Here is a 22,526-nt window from a genome sequence, read left to right as displayed (position 1 = left end):
TCATTCTTCATATTGTTTTATTGTATTCTTCTTTTTCCCACAGTTGCATCCCTTTTTTTTCACAAATCCTTGTTGCTGTAACTGTTCTTGATATGCCTGTTGGTGTGCTTGTTGCTGTTGCTGTATGTTATACCACTGCTGTAGATCATATGAATTTTGCCTTGGATTATTGCTCACAGCAAACATCTCCTCTACTGTCAATTCTGTCTATTTACTATATGAACAACTCTTTATTTCCGTTCCCGCATCCTCTTAAACTCCGCTTTTTCTAACATCATGAAGATTTATCCCGATTGGTGCGGGCTGATAATTAGCGGGGGATGCCCCACACTGATTAAATTTTCACTTTATTATTCTCCCATAAAATATCCTGTAATTGTTTCAATGATCGCTGCTGCACCTGCAATGGCTAATAATGCTAGTACAGGCTCTGCAACAATAGGAATCCATTTATATAAAACTAATAAAAAAGCACTAACCCACACACCTGTACACCAATAGCAGCTTAATAATTCTCCAATCCACTTTCTTAATCCTTTCCCTTTCACCTTTGTAAAAGTCGATACACTTCCATCAGGCTCTGTAATCTCTAACTCATCAATAAACGGTCTTCGCAAAAAAGCTGTAATTTTATCATAAACAATAAGACGAGTTAACCTAAATGCAGCTAGCGCAAAAATAAAAAATAAAAGCCAGCTTGTAAATAACATAATTCCACCTTCCCTATCCTCTTTAGCCTATTTAAAAAAAAAGGTCTTAAGATTGTGACCAAATCTCCCCCACTCCAATATCTTATTAATGTAAATACAAACAAGAAGATAAGGAGTGACATTAATGAGTTGTAACGAAAATAAACACCATAGCTCTTCTCACTGCGTAGTTGACGTCGTAAAATTCATCAATGAACTACAAGATTGCTCTAGTTCAACATGTGGTTCTGGTTGTGAAATTCCATTTTTAGGAGCACACAATACAGCAGCAGTAGCAAATACACGCCCTTTTATTTTATACACAAAAGCGGGAACGCCATTTGAAGCATTTGCACCATCTTCAAACCTTACTAACTGCCAATCTCCAATTTTCCGTGTAGAAAGCGTAGATGACGATAGCTGTGCTGTCCTACGTGTGTTAACTGTAGTATTAGGTGATGGGTCTCCTGTACCACCTGGCGACAATCCAATTTGTACGTTTTTAGCTATACCAAATGCAAGATTAATCTCGACATCTACTTGCATTACTGTTGATTTAAGCTGCTTCTGTGCTATTCAGTGCTTACGCGACGTTTCTATAGTTAAGTAAACTAAAAAACTATTGGGGTGGTAGAAGCTTTCTACCACCTTTACATATTTAAAAGCCGGCCATATCAATCGTTTTGATGTCTTCTATAGATAATCGAATATCTCTCATACTATTTGGTGGCATAATGGATACAATGCCATTACGGTAAGATATAATCGATCCTATATATGAGACGGTCGTCGTTCTTATTCTACATCTTACTTTTGGAATGTAATGAGGACGATTTAATAAAAAATGAATTTTTTCTTCATTATTCATATCCTTAAAGGATTTATTGTAAGGGACCGTTCTCACTTGCTCTTCCTCTACTTTTTCTTCCACCTCCACTTGAGGCTCCTCTCGTGGTTCTTGTTTCTCTTGTTCTACCACTTCTTCCACAGCACTACTTACAATACTTTCATTTCTATTACTTTGCTCTTTTTGATCCTCATCTTCGAAATTCGTTAAAATAATTCTTTTTATTTTCGGTGCAGCGAGTTCTAAATTTACTTGTGCAATATATAACAACGGTTTTCCAACTGTTGAACTTTTATTTTTATTCTTCACACTCGTCCCTCCCACTTCCATACGTAGCTGGATAAATCGTGTACTATTATAGTTATATTCATAACGTGGCTAGAACTTTCGTTAAAAATCGTTCTTTCTGGGAACAATTAAAAAGGACAGTCTCAACGTTTAGAGACTGTCCTTTTTAAACTTTAATTCCTATTATATTTATCCTAAAATATGATATCCTGAATCAACATGAATGTTTTCACCTGTTACTCCGCGTGCTAAATCACTGAATAAGAATACTGCTGTATCTCCAACTTCTTCTGGAGTCGTCGCACGACGAAGTGGTGCGCGTTCCTCAATTTCTTTTAAGATTGAGTTAAAGTCGCCTACACCTTTCGCAGATAACGTACGAATTGGTCCTGCAGAAATAGCGTTAACGCGAATGCCATGTTGTCCTAAATCGTTCGCTAAATATTTCACGCTAGCTTCTAACGAAGCTTTCGCAACACCCATAACGTTATAGTTTTTCACAACGCGCTCGCCGCCAAGGTATGTTAAAGTTAAAATATTTCCGCCTTCTGTCATCACTTTCTTCGCTTCTCTTGCTACAGCTGTTAAAGAGAATGCACTAATATTTTGTGCAAGTAAAAATCCATCGCGAGAAGTATCTACAAATTCGCCTTTTAAATCATCACGATTTGCAAAAGCAATACAGTGTGCAACACCGTGAATTGTACCAACTTCTTGCTTAATAGTTTCAAAGCAAGCTGTAAGTTCTTCATCATTCGTTACATCACAAGGTAATACAAGTGATTCTTGTCCTTCTAATGTTTCCGCTAGTTCACGAACATTTCTTTCTAAACGCTCTCCTGCATATGTGAATATTAATTTTGCACCTGCATTATGCAAAGAGCGAGCAATTCCCCATGCAATACTTCTTTGGTTCGCAACGCCCATAACAACAAATGTTTTCCCTTGTAATAGTTCCATGATATATCCTCCCAGAAATACTTATACTTGTTATTAGTACCTGATACTATAATTATAGTACCATAAAACCTCTTAAAGGCAAACAAAAAAGTCACTAACATAAATTTGTTAATGACTTTTTGTTTCTATAAAAAACCTTTCTAATCCTTCTTCCCAAGTAGGCATTTGTAAAAAACCATTTAATTGTAGCATTTTATGCTGAAAGATCGAATATTTCGGTCTCACTGCCGCCGATCCAAATTCCTCAGTCGACACAGGTAACACATTCACTCTTATTTTTGTATGCGAAAATATTTTTTGAGCAAATTCAAACCAAGAACATGAACCGCGATTTGATACGTGATACGTACCGTATAAGGATGTATGAATGAGCTTATTAATCACAGTAATTAAATCCGCCACGTACGTAGGAGAACCAACTTGATCAGCTACAACAGATATGTTTTCTCTCTCTTTTCCTAATCGTAGCATCGTTTTCACAAAATTATTTCCATACTTACCATACAACCACGATGTACGAACTATAAAATATTTATTATGTAACTCTTTTACGAACTGCTCTCCTGCAAATTTAGAAGCTCCATATATATTTATCGGTGCTGGATTATGAAATTCATGATAGCCATCCGGTTTGTCACCTGGAAATACATAATCAGTACTGACATACACTAACTTAGCCCCTACTAATTGTGAAGCAACCGCTACATTTCGAGCTCCAATCGCATTTATTAAGTAAGCAAGATCCTGTTCTTTCTCAGCACCATCTACCTTCGTATACGCTGCACAATGAACAATTGTATGTGGCTTTATTTCTTGTACCACTTGCTTAATTCGGGATATATTTGTTACATCTAATAACTTTTTATCAAATGGATATATGTCATATTCCTCAGAATTCAACTCTTCTTGTAGTTGCTTCCCTAGCTGACCGTTCGCTCCCGTTATGATAATCCGTTCTTTCATCTACATGCCCCTTACTTTTCTTTTAGTGGTTTCCACCAGTCCACATTGTTTTTATACCATTCCACCGTTTCTTTTAATCCTTGTTCGAACGTATACTTCGGTTCCCATTCAAACTCATTCTTCATTTTTTGTGCATCAATCGCATAACGACGGTCGTGACCTAAACGGTCTGTTACAAATTCAATATCTTTTTTCGTTTTCCCTAAAATTTTTATAATTTGTTCCACAACATCTATATTTGTTTTTTCGTTATTTCCGCCGATATTATACACCTCTCCTACACATCCCTTATGCAAAACGGTGTCAATTGCACTACAATGATCCGTTACATGCAGCCAATCCCTTACATTCAATCCATCACCATATAATGGTAGTTTCTTTCCTTCAAGAGCATTCGTAACCATTAACGGAATTAATTTCTCAGGATATTGGTACGGTCCATAGTTATTAGAACAACGCGTTATAATAACCGGTAATTGATACGTTTCATAATAAGATAAGGCTATCATGTCGCTACTCGCTTTACTTGAAGAATATGGACTATTAGGAGCTAGCGGGGTTTCCTCGGTAAACTTTCCTGTTTTCCCTAAAGAACCGTATACTTCATCTGTTGATACTTGCACGAGTTTAATATGTGAATATTTTTTCACTAACTCCAACAGCGTGACTGTACCTATTACATTCGTATCATAAAAAGGAATTGGGTTTTCAATACTACGATCCACATGTGATTCAGCTGCGAAATTTACAATTACTTGCACGTCACGTTCCTTAACAACATGTTCCAGCAGCTCTCCATTTTGGATTTTCCCTTTTACAAATGAGTAGTTAGGATTTTCTTGAATAGACTTTACATTATTTAAATTTCCGCTATATGTTAATGCATCGTAATTAATGATTTTATATGTTTCATAGTTTTTTAACATATAGTGAATGAAATTACTTCCAATAAATCCAGCTCCACCTGTAACTAATATATTCATAAACAACTCTCCTACTTAAAAACTATCTTCATATTCCTGAAGTAATGGTAATATTCGATCCTTATCGGACAAGATAGGATTTGTTACCGGCCATGGAATTGATAATTCTTTATCTTCCCAAAGCAAACCGGAATCGTGATCAGCACTATAATACTCATCTACTTTATACATAACAATTGTATGAGGTACAAGTGTACAAAAACCATGAGCAAATCCTTTCGGCACTAATAATTGCCTATGATTATCCGCACTTAAAATATAACCTCTCCACTTTTTAAATGTAGGTGAATCTTTTCGCAAATCAACGATAACATCATATATTGCACCTTGCATAACTTGAATGAGTTTCGTTTGTGCTTTCGGATTTTTTTGAAAGTGTAGCCCTCGAATCGTCCCCGAATGCGCTGAATAAGATACGTTATCTTGCACAAATGAATGCGTAATCCCTAACGATTCTAGCATCTTCTTATTATAACTTTCAGTAAAAAAACCTCGCTCGTCTTCAAACAATCTCGGTTCTAACAATTTCGCATCGGTAAAATTTGTTTCTACAACTTTCATATTTTCACCTATTCTCCATTAAACTGTTTCCCAAAGTTTATATCCCGCGCTAACGTATTCGCTCTTTGAAGAGAAGCATGCGTTCCCGCATCAGTCCACCAGCCACTCATTTCATTATAAGTAAGTACTCCTCGTTTTAAATACCAATTATTTATATCTGTAATTTCAAGTTCCCCTCTTGCGGAAGGTTTTAATTCTTTTATATAAGAAAAGACTTTCGAATCATACAAATAAATTCCCGTAACAGCATAAGAACTTTTCGGCTCATTCGGCTTTTCTTCAATTTCAATTATTTTTCGGCCTTTAATATACGCTACACCAAATCGCTCGGGATCTTCTACAGATTGAAGCAGCACTTTAGCCCCTTCTTTTTGACTTGTAAACTCTTCAACATACGGGCAAATATCATCTGAAAAGATATTATCTCCTAATATAACTACCATCCGATCATTTCCTACGAAATCTTCACAAAGTCCTAGCGCCTGCGCAATCCCACCCGCCTTATCTTGCACACGATACGTAAAGGATACACCAAACTCTTGACCACTTCCTAGAAAGCTCACAACATCTCCCATATGCTCTTTACCGGTAATAATCATAATATCTGTAATTTCACATCGCTTCAGCTTATATACCGCATGATAAATCATCGGATACCGCCCAACGGGAAGTAAATGTTTATTCGTTACTTTCGTTATTGGATATAATCTCGATCCTGTCCCGCCTGCTAAAATAATCCCTTTCATCCTTCATCTCTCCCTTATGATGGAGATAGCACCTCTTTATAATGTTCCACAAAAATTCCCCGGTATTTCTCATATGTATCCGCATCAAACTCATCTCCGTTGTAATGAATACACCATAGATTTGCTTGATTAGGGATACCAATTAAATATCCAGCCTTTTGAAATTCTAAAGACTGTGACACATCATAGAAATGGAATCCTTGAAACAAATCCTCTCGCCACGGAATATCATACTGCGTTGCCATGAGTAAACCATCGATTGCTTGCACTGACATAAAAGATTGATTTCCATAAAACCCCTGATCTAAATTTAATAATTGATAATTCTGTCTTCTGTACTCAATCACTTTCCCTACTAAATTTTTTCCTTCCCACCATATCCCGTTACTCGGTAAAAACTGAGCACCAGCTACTCCAATTAAACCAAGCTTTTCATTTTCTTTAAAAAGCGAAATGAGGGTACAAAACATATCACGATTAATAAGGTAAGTATCTTGATGTATATATACTTTATATTTCGCCGGATATGAAAGTGCTCGATTGTACGCACTTGCCATACTTTTCGCATCTCGTATCGGAAAAATTTGCACTACATAGCCAGGGGGAACAACAATGTTTCTTATTTGCCTTTCGCATTGCTCGAAAAGCTCTTCATTATTTACACAAACAACGACTAATATTGTATGATCTTTCATTTTGTAGCCCTCTATTCTTCCTTATTCACATCTGACATATAGTTCTCTACAAATACTTTTCTATACTTTTCATAGTTCGTCATATTTACATCAAAATGATAATGAATACACCAAGCATCACGCTGCACAGGGACACCGACTGTATACCCAGCTTTTTTAAATTCAAAAGATTGGGATACATCATAAAAATCAAACCCATCAAATAAGTCCTCTCGCCACGGAATATCATATTGTGTCGCCATCAATAAACCGTCAATACATTCCACAGGAATAAACGTTTTCGATTCATGAAATGGTTGCTCTAAACTTGCCATATAAAACAAATCGTTCATATAACCAATGACTTTCCCGACAATCCCACGCCCTTCGTTCCATACACCATTTGGAGGAACATATTGGGATCCAACCATCCCAATCATTCCAAGATGTTCATGCTCCTCAAATAATTGAATTAATCCGTATAGAAAGGCTCCATTTATAATAAAGACATCTTGGTGTAAATACACTTTATACTTCGCTGGATGTGAAATGGCTTGATTGTATCCGCTCGTCATACTTTTTGCATTTCGAATCGGCATAAATTGTATAGTATACCCAGGAGGTACTGCCAATTTCAATATATGTCGCGCACATTGTGCATACAATTTCCGATCATTTATACATGTAACAAATAGTATTGTTTTTTCTGCAGCACTCATAATTGTGATTTTTCTGCTTCAATAATATATTGAAATACAACTGTCTCAGCCATGAAGCCACTTCCAAGACGATACTTTTTACAAATTCCATATAACTCTTCAATAAGTGGCTCATATATTTTATGATCAACATATACACGATCTACTTTACTAATAGAATATCCTGCTTTTAAAAACATTCTTAGCATTTCATTAAAAGTAAAGAAACGAATATGCGTTTTATCTAATAAGCCATATTCTGTATACGTCCAATTTCCAGCGAGTAAGGGAGCTAATACTGAAATGTGCGCAACGTTTGGTATGCTAGCTAAAATCACACCATTTTCTTTTATATATGGCTTTACTTTCTTTATGACAGCCCACGGATCAAATAAATGCTCTAATACATCCCCGAATATGACACAATCAAATTGTTCCTTCTCATAAGGAAGATCCATTGTTTCTATATCACCTAAAATAACATGATCTAGTTTTTCTTTCGCTTTTTCGGCAGCCTCTGGGAACGCCTCAATTCCTGATACACGTGCTCCATTTTCTTTTATAGCCGCTCCTAATGCACCGCTCGAGCAACCAATATCAAGAACTTCTTGCCATTCCTTTTTTATATGCTTGAATAAATTAGGATTTATCGCATTATAATAATGTTCAGATTTTTCTTCGTATAAAGAACTTTTCTCCCGATTCATTTCACACACTCCTTATGCAAATTGAATTTGAAATATAAACAAAAGATATTCTACAAAGGATGCCATCTCTATTGGTTGCATTACCGATAATCTAATATATAGCCATTCTACTATCATTAGAATAGCGACAAGTCATTTCCTAAAAATAGACCAAATTACATTTTATATTGTTTATCATAGATGCCTCTAAAATATTTACGGTTATATTCAATCGCAGCATTATTCGGAACATAAGAAGCTGCCAATTCATTATAATAATAAGCTTTATCTTGATCTCCTAATCTGCTATAACAAATACACATTTGTAAATATGGAATCCACGTATAACTAGCCGGACTGTGAAAAGGACTATCCTCTGCTAGCGGCACTTCAGTTGCTAGCTTAAACCAAAATATCGCTTCATTATACTTTTGTTGTTCCATATATATATATCCTATTCTTGTACAATTCTCTCCTCTAGGAATACCATAACGAAACGACTTCGTACAAGTTTCAACTGCCTTCTCCCAGTCTCCTAACTTCGCATAACAATCTCCTAACTTACCACATGCATAAATTTTCTCTTCATGCCATCCTTCCTCTTGATTAAGAAATGTTTCATACAGAAGAACCGCATCGTCGTATTTTTGATTATCCATAGATTCATTACCGTAATAAAATAAATCTCTCGGGCTTAATTCTTCTCCAGCTGCTACAGCATTTTGAAAAATTTTCAAATTACGATTCGTTATTTCTTTTTCTTTCTTATGTGTAATGGCGACATTACTATTGTAAATCTCACCAGAAACAGCTAAATACTCATGCACCTTTCCAAACCATTGAAATTGTTTTTCACGCTTTACAAGTCGATATCTTCTTGTGCAATATAAAGGTTTCCCATTAGAATCCATTACAAGATAATAAGGCATAGAAACAGCGTCAACTTTACCATCTAACTCTCGTTTTAATGTTTTCAGTGATTCTTGAGCTTCCTCTAATAACACATCATCAGCATCTAACCATAATATATATTCTTGCGTTGCTTTTGAAAACGCAAAATTTCTAGCTGCCGCAAAGTCATCAATCCACGGAAAATCGTGTATGTTAGAAGTGTATTTTGCTACAATTTCCTTCGTTCGATCAGTGGATCCTGTATCAACTACAATAATTTCATCAACAATTTTTTCTACCGCGTCCAAACATCGATCTATTGTATTTTCCTCATCGCGAACAATCATACATAGACTAATTGTAATTCCTTGCTTGTTCAACATAATCACCCTCTTCCAACTCAATCATATGTTATACATACAATAAACTTTCCATTTTTTTAACTTGTTCAAGCTATTTAAGATTTCTTTTTAATAATTCAAATGTCCGTGTCATTTTCTTGTGATTTTGCATCTACTATATAATGAAAGCTTTATGGAGGTGAATTTATGTCAAATAATAATTATTCAGATGGCTTAAATCCTGATGAATTCTTATCAGCTAGTGCATTTGATCCTAATCTTGTAGGTCCAACTTTACCACCAATACCACCGTTTACACTTCCAACCGGGCCTACTGGACCTACTGGGCCTACTGGACCTACTGGACCTACCGTACCTACTGGGCCTACTGGACCGACTGGACCGACTGGGCCTACTGGACCGACTGGGCCGACTGGGCCGACTGGAGACACTGGTGCAACTGGACCTACTGGGCCGACTGGGCCGACTGGGCCGACTGGGCCGACTGGGCCGACTGGAGACACTGGCGCAACTGGACCTACCGGGCCGACTGGAGACACTGGCGCAACTGGACCTACTGGGCCTACTGGAGACACTGGTGCAACTGGTGCGACTGGGCCGACTGGACCGACTGGACCGACTGGGCCGACTGGGCCGACTGGGCCGACTGGGCCATCTGGATTAGGACTTCCAGCAGGATTGTATGCATTTAACTCTGCTACAATTTCTTTAGCTCTTGGAATTAATGATCCTGTACCGTTTAACACGGTTGGATCTCAGTTTGGTACAGCAATTTCTCAATTAGACGCTGATACTTTCATCATAAGTGAAACTGGATTCTATAAAATTACTGTTATCGCATATACTGCAGCAGTAAGTTTATTAGGTAGCCTTGCAATTCAAGTTAATGGAGTTAATGTACCAGGTGCAGGCACAAGCTTAATCTCACTTGGAGCACCTATCGTTATCCAAGCAATTACACAAATTACAATAACTCCATCAATGGTTGAAGCAATTGTTACTGGAATTGGATTATCATTAGCTCTTGGTACAAGTGCATCCATTATTATTGAAAAAATCGCTTAATTTTTTTACTTAGCAGTAAAACTGATATCAGTTTTACTGCTTTTTCAATTATGAATTCAAGCATGAAACTTTCACTATCTACATAATCATATTGTTGTATGACATTTTGCAGGAGGCACAAATATGGAAAATAAATTTGCTGTTCAGCTTTATCTCGAGTTGTTAAAGAAAACAATTTTATTTGAAATATGGCTAGAGTATGAGCCATATTTACCTGCTTCATTACATATTTCTAAGGAACTTCCATATGAACCAGTTACCGTACCACTTCCTTTATTCATTAAGCAATATGCTGAAAACCATAACTTGAAAATTGTAAAACCAGATGTTTTAAAAAGTGAACGTCAAGATGGGATGGATTGGCCAAGAGCAGCACACAGTATGATCGGCCGGGAACGAATGAATCAATTACATGAAGCACTAGAAACAGTTGTCCGTGAAAATATAGAAGGTGATTTTATTGAAACAGGTGTGTGGCGCGGGGGATCGTGCATTTTTATGAATGGTTTTTTACAGGCAAATAACATTACTAATCGTAATGTGTGGGTTGCAGATTCATTTGAAGGTTTGCCAACACCGAATTTAGAACACTATCCGAAAGATTACGGAGATTATTTACACTCTTTCGATTACTTACGCGTTTCTTTAGAACAAGTACAAGAGAATTTTAGAAAATATGATTTATTAAATGATCAAGTAAAATTTTTAAAAGGCTGGTTTAAAGATACTTTACCAACAGCACCAATAGAAAAAATTGCAATTGCACGCCTTGACGGTGATATGTACGAATCCACAATGGATGGTCTCGTGAACTTATACGATAAAGTTTCTAAGGGCGGCTATATTATTATTGATGACTATGGACTACCAGCTTGTGCAGAGGCCGTGACAGACTTTAGAAATCAAAGAAACTTAAAAGCTCCTATTACTAAAATTGATGTATTCGGGGTTTATTGGCGAAAAGAATAGGGCGAAACTTTATTCAGTTAGGGTTTCTCCATCTCACACTAGTTATTAGCCTTCGCCAATAGCATGATAAATAAAAACAAAAGCTCCCATTACTATTTCCAGTTGTTCTAGGGAGCTTTTTACATATCGCAACAGTTCTAATATCGTTTCCCCTCCCACTATAAAATGTTAGCTGCATATTAAAAATGTTGGTTCCCTATTTACTACAAGGAAGGAGTGAAATTATGAGCGAGCTTGAAAAAAAAATCGCATTAATCCCACCTCCCGAACTCGTCCAATATGTAGGTGGCGACTTTCAAAAGGTTGGAAAAGAATTCATAAAGCATTTTATTCAAATTGGCAGTTTAAAATCCAATGAAACAGTGTTAGATGTAGGTTGTGGTGTCGGTCGAATGGCGGTTCCATTAATGAATTACTTAGGTGATGATGGAGCTTATTATGGATTTGATTTATTTAAAGATGGCATTACATGGTGCAAAAATAATATTTCAACTGCCCGTAGTAATTTCCATTTTGAACACGTTGATATATATAATCAATTCTACAACCCAGAAGGAAAAGAAGATGCTTCTCAATACAAATTTCCATATGAAGACGATTCATTCGATTTTATTTTTTTAACTTCTGTATTTACCCATCTCCTTCCGAAAGAATTAGAACATTACGTATCTGAGATTGTACGTGTTCTAAAAAAAGATGGGAGATGTTTTATTACCTTCTTTCTCATTAACCCTGAATCATCCTATTACTTAAATTCTGGGCTAAGTACATTAGGTTTTTATCATCAAATTGAAAATTGTTATGTTGTGAATAAAGATATTCCTAATTTCGCAGTTGCCTATCCTGAAGAAGATATCCGCACCTTATTAAATAAACATGGCTTAGAGGTAATTAATAAACCGCATTATGGTTTATGGTGCGGCAGAAATGAGTATACAAGTTATCAAGATATCGTTCTTACAAAAAAAGCTTCTGAAAGGTAGTTTCGTATGAATAATAAAAAAAAGTCACCTCTCGTTTCCATCCTTATTCCCACTTATAATCGACCACATTATTTCAAAATTGCTCTAGAAAGTGCATTAGCACAAACTTATCCAAACATTGAAATTATTATAGGAGACGATAGTACAAATGATGAAACAGAAATCTTAATAAATGAACAGTATTTACCTAATTATAAAAACATAACATACATTCGAAATACCACTACTTTAGGACAATTTCATAACGATCTTATGCTCTTAGAGAAATCTAATGGGGAGTATATAAATTTTTTAATGGACGATGATGTGTTTTATAATCATAAAATACAAAAAATGATGGCTTATTTTGAGCAAGACACAAATAAAAATCTCGCTCTTATAACTTCTTATCGAGTACGTATTGATGATCACGGGAATTTAATTGGAGATGCTCATCCAACACAAAGATTATATAGCGAAGACATTCAATTAAACGGAATATTTTTAGGCGACTGGATGTTAAAAGGTGGACATAACATTATCGGTGAACCTACAACTATTCTGTTTAGAAAACAGTTACTCACTGAACCTTTCGGCACGCTAAAAGGAAGGCACTATTCTTGTAGTGTCGATATGGCATCATGGATTTCCTTACTTTCTAAAGGAGACGCAGTATACATATCCGAACCTTTAAGCCAATTTCGCTACCATACTGGGCAACAAATACACAGCAAGCTCCTTGAAGGATCTGAGGATTTTACGCACCTCGTTATAACTTCAAAAGAATACGGATTTTTACAAGATAATACAGATTATAGACTAGGTCTAATTAGCGCTTATAAATGGTGTAAAGGTTCCTTAGAATATTATAGCCAGCTACCAAACCTCATTCCAGATGCACATGTACGTCTTTCCCATTGTTTGGACATAATTATAAAAGAGCTACATCATTAGTCTATTCTGCGAAAATAAAATGTGTGAGCTTTACGTGAATAATGCGTATAGTTCATACATTCTTTTTAAACTATGTGATGCACCAACTAAAACCCACTAATATAGGGAGCAGTAGAAAGGAATTCATACAGTGAAAGATCCGAACACTCAATATCAAATAGACTACATATTGATATTCATTTTATTTGCCATTGGGATTGTTAGCTGCTTTGCTATCGCAAGTGCACAAGCTTCTTTACCACCATTTTTACAAAACGTAAATTTTGTATTAAAACAAATCCAATGGTATGCCATTGGATTTATCGCCATTGGTGTTATTATGGTTATTGATTTCGATCGCTATAAACAAATTGCTTGGTATTTATATAGCTTTGCACTCATACTTCTAATTGGCCTAGAACTTCGAGTTCCTGGCGCCGTTACAATTAAAGGGGCTACCGCGTGGTACAGACTTCCAGGCATCGGAAACTTTCAGCCTTCTGAAATTATGAAATTATTTTTGATTATCGTCGTTGGACGAATTATAGCGAATCATAATGAAAAATACCTTTTTCGGACAACTCGTGAAGATTTCATTTTACTTTTAAAAATATTTGCAGCTAGTTTACCTCCACTACTTCTAATCGCAAAAGAACCTGATTTAGGAAACACAATGGTCATTTCAGCGATGCTTGCAACAATGGTTTTAGTTTCTGGTATACGTTGGCGCTTTATCCTCGGATTAACCTCCGGTATTTTCGCCATAGGCTCTACCTTAACATATATTTATTTCACGCATACAGAGTTCTTTAAAGAGCACATTCTAAAAGAATATCAATTAAATCGCTTCTATGGTTGGCTTGCACCTTATGAATATGACGCACAAGGATATCAATTAAGACAAGCATTTTTAGCTACTGGATCAGGAGAGATGCAAGGAAAAGGATGGGAAAATAGACAAGTATATTTTCCAGAGCCACATACAGATTTTATTTTTACAAATATCGCTGAACAATTCGGTTTTTTAGGAGCAAGTGTTATTATTTCATTTTTTTTCTTACTCATTTACCGAATGATCCATATCGCTTTAGAAAGCAATGAACCTTTCGGTAGTTATATTTGCGCTGGTACAATTGGAATGTTTACGTTCCAAGTATTCCAAAATATTGGGATGACAATTGGTTTACTCCCTATTACAGGAATAACGTTACCGCTTATGAGCTACGGCGGGAGTTCACTGCTCACATATATGGTTGCTATCGGATTTATTTTAAACGTACGCTCAAGAACTAAAATCTTTATGTTTAAATGAACCATATCGAAAAACGGTATGGTTTTTTTCTATGTCCATTTTAGATATACTAATGAAAAAATGAGCTGGAGGTTTAAATATGAAATATGACATTATAGGTGATATTCACGGATGCTTCCAAGAGTTTCAAGATTTAACAACGAAACTAGGGTATAGCTGGGATAGTGGTATCCCAATTCATAACGCAAAACGAAGGCTTGCATTCGTTGGTGATATTACAGACCGAGGTCCTCATTCATTACGGATGATTGAAATTGTATGGGAGCTCGTAATAAATAGAAAAGATGCTTATTATGCTCCAGGGAATCACTGTAATAAACTGTATCGTTTCTTCCTTGGACGTAATGTTACAATCGCTCATGGGCTCGAAACAACTGTTGCAGAATATGAAGCATTGCCTTCTAATAAGCAACAAATAATAAAAGAAAAATTCATTACTCTTTACGAACAATCACCGCTATATCACATACTGGATGAAAAAAATTTAACCGTCTGTCACGCTGGTATTCGGCAAGATTACATAGGAAGACAAGATAAAAAGGTACAAACCTTTGTATTATATGGTGATATTACAGGCGAAAAACACCCTGACGGCTCACCTGTCCGCCAAGATTGGGCGAAAGAGTATAAGGGTGAAACATGGATTGTTTATGGACATACACCTGTCAATGAACCTCGCTTTGTGAATCATACAGTCAATATTGATACTGGTGCTGTATTTGGTGGTAAACTAACTGGACTACGTTACCCTGAGTTGGAGACCGTTTCTGTCCCTTCTTCCCTACCTTTTGTCCCTGAAAAGTTCCGCCCAATTTCATAAAGTGAAACTTTAATCAGTGGGGGTTTTGTTCATCCGCCACTAATTATTAGCCCGCACCAATCGGGATAAATACCTCTACTTAATACAATTCACGATTTGCAGAGGATCATGGTGTTTTCTAGACATATTCCACACTAAAACTAGATAAAGCAATTAAAAAAAGATGCAATAAAGTGCATCTTTTTTTAATTGCACGGCATATACTGTCGCAGGAGGTGACGGAATGAAGAAAAAATCTTCTAAACAAAAAAGAAAATTCCACCCTTTATACCATCCCATGTATGGAATTAACAACTGGTGCAGTATTCGAGCTGCAGCTATAGAAGAAATAGAAGAACAAGAGTCATCAAAAAAAAGCAAACCGAGAGAAACATATGTCTCTTTAGAAAATGCTGTTATGAGGCGAATTATAGATAGCAGGAAAATAAAAGCAAAACAAAAAAAGAAGCTCGCTTCTAATAATGATGAACCTGTGCTTAATTCGGAAAAGATACAAGAAAATATAGAAGAAAACATTCCTGCAGCAATAAAGGAAAAAGTACAACCAGAAATTCCAGCTACTATTATAAATCAAGTAAAAAAAATAAAAGAAGCATTAATCTCGGGCAACGATGTACAAATAGAAAGATCCGCCCCTATTCAGGCTCCTGTACCTACACCTATAAAAAAAGAAAATAACAAAGGAGCTCGTCACGCATATAAAGAAGGACTTCACTCTAAAGCTGATGGAATCGCTTCACATGCAGAAGGGCTTCTTACACATGCAACGGGTCCCTTTTCTCATGCAGAAGGGACAAAAACAAAGGCAACTGGACATAGTTCGCATAGCGAAGGAAGTGAAACGACAGCAGGCGGCTCTTATTCTCATGCAGAAGGAAAACATGCAATTGCTTTGGGCGAAGCAGCACATGCAGAAGGAACCGCAACTATCGCTAACGGATTCTCATCTCATGCGGAAGGAAATCATACATCAACAGCTAATTTTGCAGGCAGCCATATTATGGGTAAATTTGGTACAGCAGAAGAAGCTTATTCCTGGTTTATCGCAAATGGGACAAATGACACTGATTATAATATAGGTGCCAAATGGCTTGCCCATAACGGAGAAATGTATATCGATGGTGCTTCTTACAATGCAGGTGGTACTGATTTTGCACAAATGTTTGAGGCAGCAAATCATAGCCCTATTGATATCGGCTATTTCATTACATTTAGTAGCGAAGAAAAAATTCGAAAAGCTACTTCAAATGATTCATTCATATTAGGAATATCTAGCGCTACCCCCGCTCTCATAGGAAATAGCGGTGCTTTAAGTTGGCAAAAACGCTATAAAACAGACAGCTTCGGAAAACGTCAATATACGCGTACGGATACGCAAGAAATACGACCTCTTTTAAATACAGAATGGGATCCAGCTTGTAAGTATATATCAAGAAGAGACCGTACTGAGTGGCTTCCTGTCGGATTAATTGGACAAATGTTAGTACGTGATGACGGCACTTGCGAAACACACGGATATTGTCGTCCGAATGATGACGGCATTGCCACGAAAGCTGAAAGTGGCTTTTTCGTTATAAAACGTACTGGTGAAAATCAAATTTTAATATTATTCCGCTAAAAAAAGGGAACAAAATTCTTTTTATGATAAGAATTTTGTTCCCTTTTAATTGTTATGTAAAGCGTATTGCATATCCTCTGGGATACTTACGGTAAAAGTCATTCCCTTTTCTAAAATAGGATGATAAAACGTCAAAGATGTACTATGCAGCGCTTGACGTTTTATCACATCTCTTCGGCCACCGTATAGATCATCCCCAAGTAGCGGATGTCCTATATATGCCATATGTACACGAATTTGATGTGTTCTTCCCGTCTCGAGCTCAAGCGCTACATGCGTCTTATCGGAAGAACTCTCCATCACTCTAAAATGAGTAACAGCTCTTTGACCATCTTCACAGACAGTTCGCTCGATAATACTATCCGATTTTCGTCCGATTGGCGCGTCAATCGTTCCTACTTCTTCTAAAATAGTCCCATGAACGATTGCCTCATACGTTCGTTTCACCCCTTTTTGTTGATGCTGCTTCGATAAAAGGTGGTGAACGAATCTATTTTTCGCAATTAGCATAAGCCCTGAAGTATCACGATCTAACCTCGTCACAATGTGCACCGTACTTGCAAGATTTTGTTTATCATAATGATATAAAAGAGCGTTTGCAATACTTCCTGACGGGTGCTCCCTAGACGGAATCGTCGACATATTTGCTTCTTTATTTATAACGAGAACCGCATCATCTTCATATACGATACATAAAGGGATCTCTTCCACTTCCATCCCTTCACTTCTTTCCTCCACTGGAAAAAAGATTTGTAACTCTTCACCAGCTTGTAACTTGTGACGAACACTTGTCTGTTGACCGTTTACTTCAATTGCTCCCCCGCGGAACTTTATATCCGTTAAAGCAGCTTTCGAAATCCCTTTTGTTTTCAAAAATTCTCTAACTAAAGTTCCCTCTTCAGCCAGCCCTATATCCCATTTCAATGTAAATCTGTTCAAATATATAAACCCTCTCTATTTATCTGCAACAAACGAGTCACGAACACGTTTCCAGAATGGGAACGGACGGAAACGAACAAATCGTACTTTCTCGTTTGCAACGCGATACTGAATTGATTTCACATCTTGATGAACCATCGTCAAATGATCCACGGTAATTTGCATGTTCATTCCTGCAGCCGGCTTTAAAACGCATGTATGATGCTTCGGCAGTACGAGCGGCGAACCTACCGTACGAAATACACGATTGTTGATAGATGCCATTTCTGCAATTTGAATCGCTTCAATAGAAGGGTGAATAATTGCTCCGCCAAGCGCCTTATTATACGCGGTACTTCCTGAAGGAGTAGAAATACAAAGACCATCTCCGCGAAACGTTTCGAAATACTCTCCGCGTATTTCCACTTCTGTTACTAATGTACCTTCTGCACTTTTTACAGTCGCTTCATTCATCGCCAAATACTGCGACTCTTTACTACCATTCACATAGCGAATAATCACTTCTAAAAGTGGATATTCAACCACTTGGAACGGTGTTTTAGCGATTGCAATCACCAACTTCTCTACTTCCGTCGGTAACCAATCTGCATAGAAACCTAAATGCCCTGTATGTACACCAACAAATGCGGTTTCATCTAATCGATTATAGTAACGATGGAATGCATATAAAAGCGTTCCATCTCCCCCAACAGAAATTACAATATCAGGTTCCTTTTCATCCATTGTAAACCCAAAATCTAACAAGTATTCTTTCATCGTACTTGCTAGTGTATCTGATGATTGATCTCCCTTTGACATAATTGTAAATTTCATCGCCCAACACCCTTTAGTTTATGATTCAGAATCTTTCGTTTCCTGCTTTCGTGAAAAGACCTTTTGCGCTTCTTGAATTTCAAGACGAATGGAAGACATTTCTTCATCTAATAAAAACGCCGCTTCCGCTGCACGTTGTAAGCGTATTTTAATATCTTCAGGAAAACGTCCACTATATTTGTAATTTAAAGAATGCTCAATCGTTGCCCAAAAATTCATTGCTAACGTGCGAATTTGAATTTCAACTAACACTTTTTTCTCCCCCTGTATCGTTTGAACAGGATAACTAATGACAACGTGGTAAGAGCGATAGCCGCTATCTTTCTTTTGCGTTACATAATCACGTTCTTCTACAATGTCAAAATCATTTCGTTTTCGAAGATATTCTACAACAGGCTTAATCTCATCTACGAATTGACACATCATTCGAAGGCCCGCGATGTCCTGCATATCTTCTCTAATTCGGTCTAGCGGTACATTTCTCTTCTCCGCTTTATCAATAATACTTGCAACCGACTTTACCCTTCCTGTTACAAACTCAATTGGAGAATGCTCCGTTAACATTGCAAATTGAGTACGCATTCCTTTTAGTTTCACTTTCAGCTCCGCCACCGCTTGGTGATACGGTGCTAAAAATTCTTCCCAATTACGATTCATTTCAACCACCACCAAAATCAATCCATTTGCTTATAGAAACACTTTTTCTACAGCAGTTACTAGTTCTTCTCCGTAATTTGCATTACCTTCAATATTTTCAACTAAATACTCTACTTCTTCTTTTAATCCTTCTAATTCTATTTCAACATCATTCACGCGAATAAACATCGCTGTATCTTTATTCATCGCTTCATGCACTGCTTCCCAGCATGTATGCGGAATACTTACATAAATGAAAGATGATTCATTTTCTAAGATATATAAAAATGATAAATTGTCTGAGTCTACAAGTACGTGATTACGCGCACTTAACTCCTTTACCTCTATTTCAGTATTTTCCGCACAAAAAATAAGCGCATTCTCTCTCATTTCTACGCTCTTAACTTGAATTTTATTTTGCATACTCGAACTCCTCCATCTCAACTTCCTGTCTTACTTAACAGTATTATTGTATCATAACATGGACGCAAACAAATAAAACATTGAACCAAATTTGCGAAAAAGCGATAATGTGGAAAGAATTATTTTTCAAAAGGAGCGCATACAATGACACAAGAAATTGAAATTGAATTTAAAAATATGGTTACAGAGGAAGAATTCCAAACATTATGCAAATCTTTTTCTATTGAAGCATTTACAAAACAAGTAAATCACTACTTTGAAACGCCTCACTTCTCTTTAAAAGATACGGGCTCTGCACTTCGTATTCGTCATAAAGATGGAACTTATACATTAACATTAAAACAACCTGCTGAAATTGGTTTATTAGAAACTCATCAGTCTGTAACAGAAAAAGAAGCACAACTTATGATGGAAACAAACACAATCATTCAAGGAACTGTAATGGATCAGCTACACAAATTACAAATTCCCGTTTCCTCTTTAACTTATATGGGTAGTTTAACAACAGAAAGAGCTGAAATATTATTTGAAGGCGGAACGCTTGTCTTTGATCATAGTTTCTATTACAATCACGATGATTATGAAATTGAATACGAAGTGCAAGATGAAAAGACCGGTAAAGCAGCATTTATAAGGTTATTAAAGCAACATAACGTACCAGTTCGTCATACAAACAACAAAGTAAAACGCTTTTTCCTTGCCAAACAAAACGAAGAGCGCTAAAGTAAAATTTCCATCAGTGAAGAAGAGCTGTACTTACGGCTACATTTCACCTTTTTGAAAAGCAAAAGATTTATTAGCAACATATAGAATAAGCAAAGAATGTTATGAAGGCTGTTTAGTTGCTCTTCATAACATTCCATTGCTACAATAGATATACATTTCATGGAAAAAGGGGTTTATAAAGGATGAGCAAGCAACCGATGACACCATTTGAAGCAATCGGCGGTGAACAATGCATTGCAACATTAGTGGATACATTTTATTCCTATGTCAGTGAACACCCTGACTTATCTCCGATCTTCCCGGATGATTTAACAGAAACTGCTAGGAAGCAGAAACAATTTTTAACACAATATTTAGGTGGTCCTAATTTATACACTGAAGAACATGGGCATCCTATGCTAAGAGCACGCCATCTTCCGTTTGAGATTACTCCAAAACGCGCAGAAGCTTGGCTGTCATGTATGGAGCAAGCAATGGATGATACAGGAGTGCACGGTCATATAAGAGAGTTTGTTTTTGAACGTTTAGCATTAACTGCTCAACATATGGTCAATACTCCAAATGAAACAGGTGAAGTGTAATGGATAAGCAGGAAGCAAAGCATATAAATATGCCTTCTCCTTCCACATGCGAGCATAAATCTGTAGAAGCATATTTATTTATTGATCCACTTTGTAAAGATTGCTGGGATATCGAGCCATTTATTATTAAACTATGGCTTGAGTATGGGAAATACTTCTCTATTCGTCATATAGTAACAGGAAAAGTGGACGGGGCGAACGCTTCCTCACACAAATGGAATAAACCTGCTAATATTCGATTTGTGTGGGAAAAGACAACAAGTTTACAAGGTTTTTCATGTGATGGAAAAGTACATATGCAAGAGGCGTCGTCAACACCGTATTTAGTTTCGATGGCAATTAAGGCGGCGGAGTTGCAAGGCCGAAAAGCAGGTTCGAAGTTTTTGCGAAAACTCCAAGAATACATTTTTCTTGAAAATGTATCAAACCCTGACTGTGAATTATTGCTTACATGCGCTAAAGATAGTGGCATTGATGTAGAGGAATTTAAAAAAGACCTACACTCAGTTAGCGCAAAAAAAGCTTTCCAATGCGACCTAAAATTCACAAATGAGATGCATATTACAGAAATACCTTCCCTCCTATTTTTTCATGCAAATTCAGATGAGGAAGGTATTAAAATCACAGGGATTTATTCCTATGATGTATACGTACAGCTATTAAAAGAACTGGTAAAATGCGAAATTGAGCCAGAACCATTACCTCCTTTAGAAGTATTACTAGAAGCAACACAATTTATTTCTTCAAAGGAAATCTCATTTATATATGACTGCCCTCAGCAAGAAATAGAGCGTGAACTAAAAAAATTACAACTAAAACGAAAAGTACAAATGATTGAAGTGAAGTGCGAGCGTTATTGGAAATGGATAGCAAAAGAAAAAGACCTGGTGTAAACACCAGGTCTTTTTCTTTACGGCTTATAAAAATATTAAAGGGGATGGGAGAAATTTTCACGTTCAAACAAAGGGGTATATGTTTGTATGTGAATTCGTTCACGCTTATTATATTACAAGATTCGACGTCAGATGACAACCCCTTTTGTCGAATTTCACATTTTTGTCACATTCTAAACGTTTTCATTTTTGAATAAGCTATAAAAAAGAACATTTAGGAGGTTTTATTAATGAAAAAGTCTCATATCGCGCTAATTTTTCTAGCTTTCATTGTTTCTTTTTTCTTGTACATCCTTTCTCTACTACAAGCTTTTCCTAAAATTATTGCCTTCCCTCTTTTATTCGGAGTTATCGTCATCGCTGTCTCTTATTTCAACTATAGAAAACGATTTAAAGGATTTTAATTACAAAAATCAACTGTAAAACTGCCTTCTAATTTAGAAAAAGTAAGGAAATCCTCCTTATTTTTTCGACAAATATCGACAAAA

28 protein-coding genes are annotated in these 22,526 nt (G+C 36.5%); 12 read left to right on the top strand and 16 right to left on the bottom strand.

The features are described 5' to 3' along the window. Together AC1DS7_RS25055 and AC1DS7_RS25050 are read right to left on the bottom strand one after the other, a co-directional pair. Positions 1-186 carry a hypothetical protein gene (locus tag AC1DS7_RS25055; RefSeq protein ID WP_033708144.1) on the bottom strand — a complete coding sequence of 62 codons (186 nt, stop codon included), beginning with the start codon at positions 184-186 and terminating at the stop codon, positions 1-3. A gap of 164 nt (positions 187-350) precedes the next feature. Continuing rightward, the gene (locus tag AC1DS7_RS25050) at positions 351-710 is read right to left on the bottom strand and encodes a DUF1360 domain-containing protein (RefSeq protein ID WP_000899658.1); all 360 of its coding nucleotides are present in this window, start codon (positions 708-710) and stop codon (positions 351-353) included. Positions 711-834: 124 nt separating this feature from the next. Between AC1DS7_RS25050 and AC1DS7_RS25045 the strand changes: the two genes are divergently transcribed. Beyond that, entirely contained in the window at positions 835-1,299 is a 465-nt protein-coding gene (locus AC1DS7_RS25045) for a CotY/CotZ family spore coat protein (protein ID WP_080449920.1), read from the top strand. A 48-nt stretch (positions 1,300-1,347) separates the two neighbouring features. Here the strand turns inward: AC1DS7_RS25045 and AC1DS7_RS25040 are convergent, their stop codons facing one another. From AC1DS7_RS25040 to AC1DS7_RS24995, 10 genes are all read right to left on the bottom strand, one after another. Beyond that, positions 1,348-1,866 carry a CotO family spore coat protein gene (locus AC1DS7_RS25040; protein ID WP_195743474.1) on the bottom strand — a complete coding sequence of 173 codons (519 nt, stop codon included), beginning with the start codon at positions 1,864-1,866 and terminating at the stop codon, positions 1,348-1,350. Positions 1,867-2,013: 147 nt separating this feature from the next. Beyond that, positions 2,014-2,784, bottom strand: a complete 771-nt coding sequence (fabI, locus tag AC1DS7_RS25035) for an enoyl-ACP reductase FabI (RefSeq protein ID WP_002011384.1) — start codon at positions 2,782-2,784, stop codon at positions 2,014-2,016. 108 nt (positions 2,785-2,892) lie between these two features. Then, positions 2,893-3,747, bottom strand: a complete 855-nt coding sequence (gene rfbD, locus AC1DS7_RS25030) for a dTDP-4-dehydrorhamnose reductase (RefSeq protein WP_012260557.1) — start codon at positions 3,745-3,747, stop codon at positions 2,893-2,895. Positions 3,748-3,758: 11 nt separating this feature from the next. Continuing rightward, positions 3,759-4,730 carry a dTDP-glucose 4,6-dehydratase gene (gene rfbB, locus AC1DS7_RS25025; RefSeq protein ID WP_201066422.1) on the bottom strand — a complete coding sequence of 324 codons (972 nt, stop codon included), beginning with the start codon at positions 4,728-4,730 and terminating at the stop codon, positions 3,759-3,761. 15 nt (positions 4,731-4,745) lie between these two features. Next, positions 4,746-5,291, bottom strand: coding sequence for a dTDP-4-dehydrorhamnose 3,5-epimerase (gene rfbC, locus AC1DS7_RS25020; RefSeq protein WP_269480913.1), 546 nt, complete (start codon positions 5,289-5,291; stop codon positions 4,746-4,748). A gap of 8 nt (positions 5,292-5,299) precedes the next feature. Further along, positions 5,300-6,037, bottom strand: coding sequence for a sugar phosphate nucleotidyltransferase (locus tag AC1DS7_RS25015; protein ID WP_476999280.1), 738 nt, complete (start codon positions 6,035-6,037; stop codon positions 5,300-5,302). Between the two features lie 14 nt (positions 6,038-6,051). Continuing rightward, positions 6,052-6,732: a glycosyltransferase family protein gene (locus AC1DS7_RS25010; protein ID WP_002030417.1), complete on the bottom strand. Its 681-nt coding sequence runs from the start codon at positions 6,730-6,732 to the stop codon at positions 6,052-6,054. Between the two features lie 11 nt (positions 6,733-6,743). Then, the gene (locus AC1DS7_RS25005; RefSeq protein WP_002140852.1) at positions 6,744-7,430 is read right to left on the bottom strand and encodes a glycosyltransferase family protein; all 687 of its coding nucleotides are present in this window, start codon (positions 7,428-7,430) and stop codon (positions 6,744-6,746) included. Then, the gene (locus AC1DS7_RS25000; RefSeq protein WP_002125965.1) at positions 7,427-8,116 is read right to left on the bottom strand and encodes a class I SAM-dependent methyltransferase; all 690 of its coding nucleotides are present in this window, start codon (positions 8,114-8,116) and stop codon (positions 7,427-7,429) included. Before AC1DS7_RS25000 ends, AC1DS7_RS25005 begins: the two co-directional genes overlap by 4 nt. A gap of 155 nt (positions 8,117-8,271) precedes the next feature. Further along, entirely contained in the window at positions 8,272-9,369 is a 1,098-nt protein-coding gene (locus AC1DS7_RS24995) for a tetratricopeptide repeat-containing glycosyltransferase family 2 protein (RefSeq protein WP_002140850.1), read from the bottom strand. A gap of 165 nt (positions 9,370-9,534) precedes the next feature. On the opposite strand from AC1DS7_RS24995, the gene AC1DS7_RS24990 reads away from it, so the two are divergent. From AC1DS7_RS24990 to AC1DS7_RS24960, 7 genes are all read left to right on the top strand, one after another. After that, complete coding sequence (locus tag AC1DS7_RS24990) at positions 9,535-10,413, top strand: BclA C-terminal domain-containing protein (RefSeq protein WP_476999279.1); 879 nt, start codon at positions 9,535-9,537, stop codon at positions 10,411-10,413. Positions 10,414-10,536: 123 nt separating this feature from the next. Further along, the gene (locus AC1DS7_RS24985) at positions 10,537-11,382 is read left to right on the top strand and encodes a TylF/MycF family methyltransferase (protein WP_002140846.1); all 846 of its coding nucleotides are present in this window, start codon (positions 10,537-10,539) and stop codon (positions 11,380-11,382) included. 224 nt (positions 11,383-11,606) lie between these two features. Beyond that, entirely contained in the window at positions 11,607-12,365 is a 759-nt protein-coding gene (locus tag AC1DS7_RS24980) for a class I SAM-dependent methyltransferase (protein ID WP_002030399.1), read from the top strand. Positions 12,366-12,371: 6 nt separating this feature from the next. Further along, positions 12,372-13,298, top strand: a complete 927-nt coding sequence (locus tag AC1DS7_RS24975; protein WP_002030400.1) for a glycosyltransferase family 2 protein — start codon at positions 12,372-12,374, stop codon at positions 13,296-13,298. A 130-nt stretch (positions 13,299-13,428) separates the two neighbouring features. Then, on the top strand, positions 13,429-14,589 hold the full coding sequence (locus AC1DS7_RS24970; RefSeq protein ID WP_078175494.1) for an FtsW/RodA/SpoVE family cell cycle protein: 1,161 nt from the start codon (positions 13,429-13,431) through the stop codon (positions 14,587-14,589). 79 nt (positions 14,590-14,668) lie between these two features. Further along, positions 14,669-15,409, top strand: coding sequence for a bis(5'-nucleosyl)-tetraphosphatase PrpE (gene prpE / locus AC1DS7_RS24965; protein WP_002086958.1), 741 nt, complete (start codon positions 14,669-14,671; stop codon positions 15,407-15,409). 223 nt (positions 15,410-15,632) lie between these two features. After that, complete coding sequence (locus tag AC1DS7_RS24960; protein WP_476999278.1) at positions 15,633-17,027, top strand: peptidase G2 autoproteolytic cleavage domain-containing protein; 1,395 nt, start codon at positions 15,633-15,635, stop codon at positions 17,025-17,027. A 45-nt stretch (positions 17,028-17,072) separates the two neighbouring features. Here the strand turns inward: AC1DS7_RS24960 and AC1DS7_RS24955 are convergent, their stop codons facing one another. Genes AC1DS7_RS24955 through AC1DS7_RS24940 form a run of 4 tightly spaced genes read right to left on the bottom strand, consistent with a single transcriptional unit; the run spans position 17,073 to position 19,838 of the window. Continuing rightward, complete coding sequence (locus tag AC1DS7_RS24955; RefSeq protein WP_476999277.1) at positions 17,073-17,966, bottom strand: RluA family pseudouridine synthase; 894 nt, start codon at positions 17,964-17,966, stop codon at positions 17,073-17,075. Positions 17,967-17,981: 15 nt separating this feature from the next. Further along, complete coding sequence (locus AC1DS7_RS24950; protein ID WP_002011365.1) at positions 17,982-18,779, bottom strand: NAD kinase; 798 nt, start codon at positions 18,777-18,779, stop codon at positions 17,982-17,984. Positions 18,780-18,797: 18 nt separating this feature from the next. Then, complete coding sequence (gene yjbM, locus AC1DS7_RS24945; protein WP_002125951.1) at positions 18,798-19,436, bottom strand: GTP diphosphokinase; 639 nt, start codon at positions 19,434-19,436, stop codon at positions 18,798-18,800. A 30-nt stretch (positions 19,437-19,466) separates the two neighbouring features. Then, the gene (locus AC1DS7_RS24940; protein WP_016101551.1) at positions 19,467-19,838 is read right to left on the bottom strand and encodes a UPF0738 family protein; all 372 of its coding nucleotides are present in this window, start codon (positions 19,836-19,838) and stop codon (positions 19,467-19,469) included. A gap of 144 nt (positions 19,839-19,982) precedes the next feature. Here AC1DS7_RS24940 and AC1DS7_RS24935 point away from each other — a divergent pair, with 144 nt between their 5' ends. From AC1DS7_RS24935 to AC1DS7_RS24920, 4 genes are all read left to right on the top strand, one after another. Beyond that, on the top strand, positions 19,983-20,561 hold the full coding sequence (locus AC1DS7_RS24935) for a CYTH domain-containing protein (RefSeq protein WP_002064261.1): 579 nt from the start codon (positions 19,983-19,985) through the stop codon (positions 20,559-20,561). 185 nt (positions 20,562-20,746) lie between these two features. Continuing rightward, positions 20,747-21,145 carry a globin domain-containing protein gene (locus tag AC1DS7_RS24930; protein ID WP_000043388.1) on the top strand — a complete coding sequence of 133 codons (399 nt, stop codon included), beginning with the start codon at positions 20,747-20,749 and terminating at the stop codon, positions 21,143-21,145. Continuing rightward, complete coding sequence (locus AC1DS7_RS24925) at positions 21,145-22,038, top strand: ClpXP adapter SpxH family protein (protein ID WP_002011359.1); 894 nt, start codon at positions 21,145-21,147, stop codon at positions 22,036-22,038. The genes AC1DS7_RS24930 and AC1DS7_RS24925 overlap by 1 nt, the downstream gene beginning before the upstream one ends. A gap of 230 nt (positions 22,039-22,268) precedes the next feature. Continuing rightward, positions 22,269-22,442: a hypothetical protein gene (locus AC1DS7_RS24920; RefSeq protein ID WP_002086970.1), complete on the top strand. Its 174-nt coding sequence runs from the start codon at positions 22,269-22,271 to the stop codon at positions 22,440-22,442. Positions 22,443-22,526 lie beyond the last annotated feature (84 nt).

Source organism: Bacillus sp. P4_E1, assembly GCF_056401715.1.
The sequence above is the reverse complement of the archived record's forward strand: the minus strand, read 5'-3'. Positions and strand labels throughout refer to the sequence as shown.

Bases quoted from the DNA above. Each gene is read 5' to 3' on its own strand.
- AC1DS7_RS24975 (WP_002030400.1), top strand. From the start codon at position 12,372: ATGAATAATAAAAAAAAGTCACCTCTCGTTTCCATCCTTATTCCCACT.
- yjbM (WP_002125951.1), bottom strand. From the start codon at position 19,436: ATGAATCGTAATTGGGAAGAATTTTTAGCACCGTATCACCAAGCGGTG.
- AC1DS7_RS25010 (WP_002030417.1), bottom strand. From the start codon at position 6,732: ATGAAAGATCATACAATATTAGTCGTTGTTTGTGTAAATAATGAAGAG.
- AC1DS7_RS24940 (WP_016101551.1), bottom strand. From the start codon at position 19,838: ATGCAAAATAAAATTCAAGTTAAGAGCGTAGAAATGAGAGAGAATGCG.
- AC1DS7_RS25015 (WP_476999280.1), bottom strand. From the start codon at position 6,037: ATGAAAGGGATTATTTTAGCAGGCGGGACAGGATCGAGATTATATCCA.
- AC1DS7_RS25050 (WP_000899658.1), bottom strand. From the start codon at position 710: ATGTTATTTACAAGCTGGCTTTTATTTTTTATTTTTGCGCTAGCTGCA.
- rfbB (WP_201066422.1), bottom strand. From the start codon at position 4,730: ATGAATATATTAGTTACAGGTGGAGCTGGATTTATTGGAAGTAATTTC.
- prpE (WP_002086958.1), top strand. From the start codon at position 14,669: ATGAAATATGACATTATAGGTGATATTCACGGATGCTTCCAAGAGTTT.
- fabI (WP_002011384.1), bottom strand. From the start codon at position 2,784: ATGGAACTATTACAAGGGAAAACATTTGTTGTTATGGGCGTTGCGAAC.
- AC1DS7_RS24920 (WP_002086970.1), top strand. From the start codon at position 22,269: ATGAAAAAGTCTCATATCGCGCTAATTTTTCTAGCTTTCATTGTTTCT.
- rfbC (WP_269480913.1), bottom strand. From the start codon at position 5,291: ATGAAAGTTGTAGAAACAAATTTTACCGATGCGAAATTGTTAGAACCG.
- AC1DS7_RS24960 (WP_476999278.1), top strand. From the start codon at position 15,633: ATGAAGAAAAAATCTTCTAAACAAAAAAGAAAATTCCACCCTTTATAC.
- AC1DS7_RS25045 (WP_080449920.1), top strand. From the start codon at position 835: ATGAGTTGTAACGAAAATAAACACCATAGCTCTTCTCACTGCGTAGTT.
- AC1DS7_RS24935 (WP_002064261.1), top strand. From the start codon at position 19,983: ATGACACAAGAAATTGAAATTGAATTTAAAAATATGGTTACAGAGGAA.
- AC1DS7_RS24930 (WP_000043388.1), top strand. From the start codon at position 20,747: ATGAGCAAGCAACCGATGACACCATTTGAAGCAATCGGCGGTGAACAA.
- AC1DS7_RS25040 (WP_195743474.1), bottom strand. From the start codon at position 1,866: ATGGAAGTGGGAGGGACGAGTGTGAAGAATAAAAATAAAAGTTCAACA.
- AC1DS7_RS24925 (WP_002011359.1), top strand. From the start codon at position 21,145: ATGGATAAGCAGGAAGCAAAGCATATAAATATGCCTTCTCCTTCCACA.
- AC1DS7_RS24985 (WP_002140846.1), top strand. From the start codon at position 10,537: ATGGAAAATAAATTTGCTGTTCAGCTTTATCTCGAGTTGTTAAAGAAA.
- AC1DS7_RS25055 (WP_033708144.1), bottom strand. From the start codon at position 186: ATGTTTGCTGTGAGCAATAATCCAAGGCAAAATTCATATGATCTACAG.
- rfbD (WP_012260557.1), bottom strand. From the start codon at position 3,747: ATGAAAGAACGGATTATCATAACGGGAGCGAACGGTCAGCTAGGGAAG.
- AC1DS7_RS24950 (WP_002011365.1), bottom strand. From the start codon at position 18,779: ATGAAATTTACAATTATGTCAAAGGGAGATCAATCATCAGATACACTA.
- AC1DS7_RS24995 (WP_002140850.1), bottom strand. From the start codon at position 9,369: ATGTTGAACAAGCAAGGAATTACAATTAGTCTATGTATGATTGTTCGC.
- AC1DS7_RS25000 (WP_002125965.1), bottom strand. From the start codon at position 8,116: ATGAATCGGGAGAAAAGTTCTTTATACGAAGAAAAATCTGAACATTAT.
- AC1DS7_RS25005 (WP_002140852.1), bottom strand. From the start codon at position 7,430: ATGAGTGCTGCAGAAAAAACAATACTATTTGTTACATGTATAAATGAT.
- AC1DS7_RS24990 (WP_476999279.1), top strand. From the start codon at position 9,535: ATGTCAAATAATAATTATTCAGATGGCTTAAATCCTGATGAATTCTTA.
- AC1DS7_RS24980 (WP_002030399.1), top strand. From the start codon at position 11,607: ATGAGCGAGCTTGAAAAAAAAATCGCATTAATCCCACCTCCCGAACTC.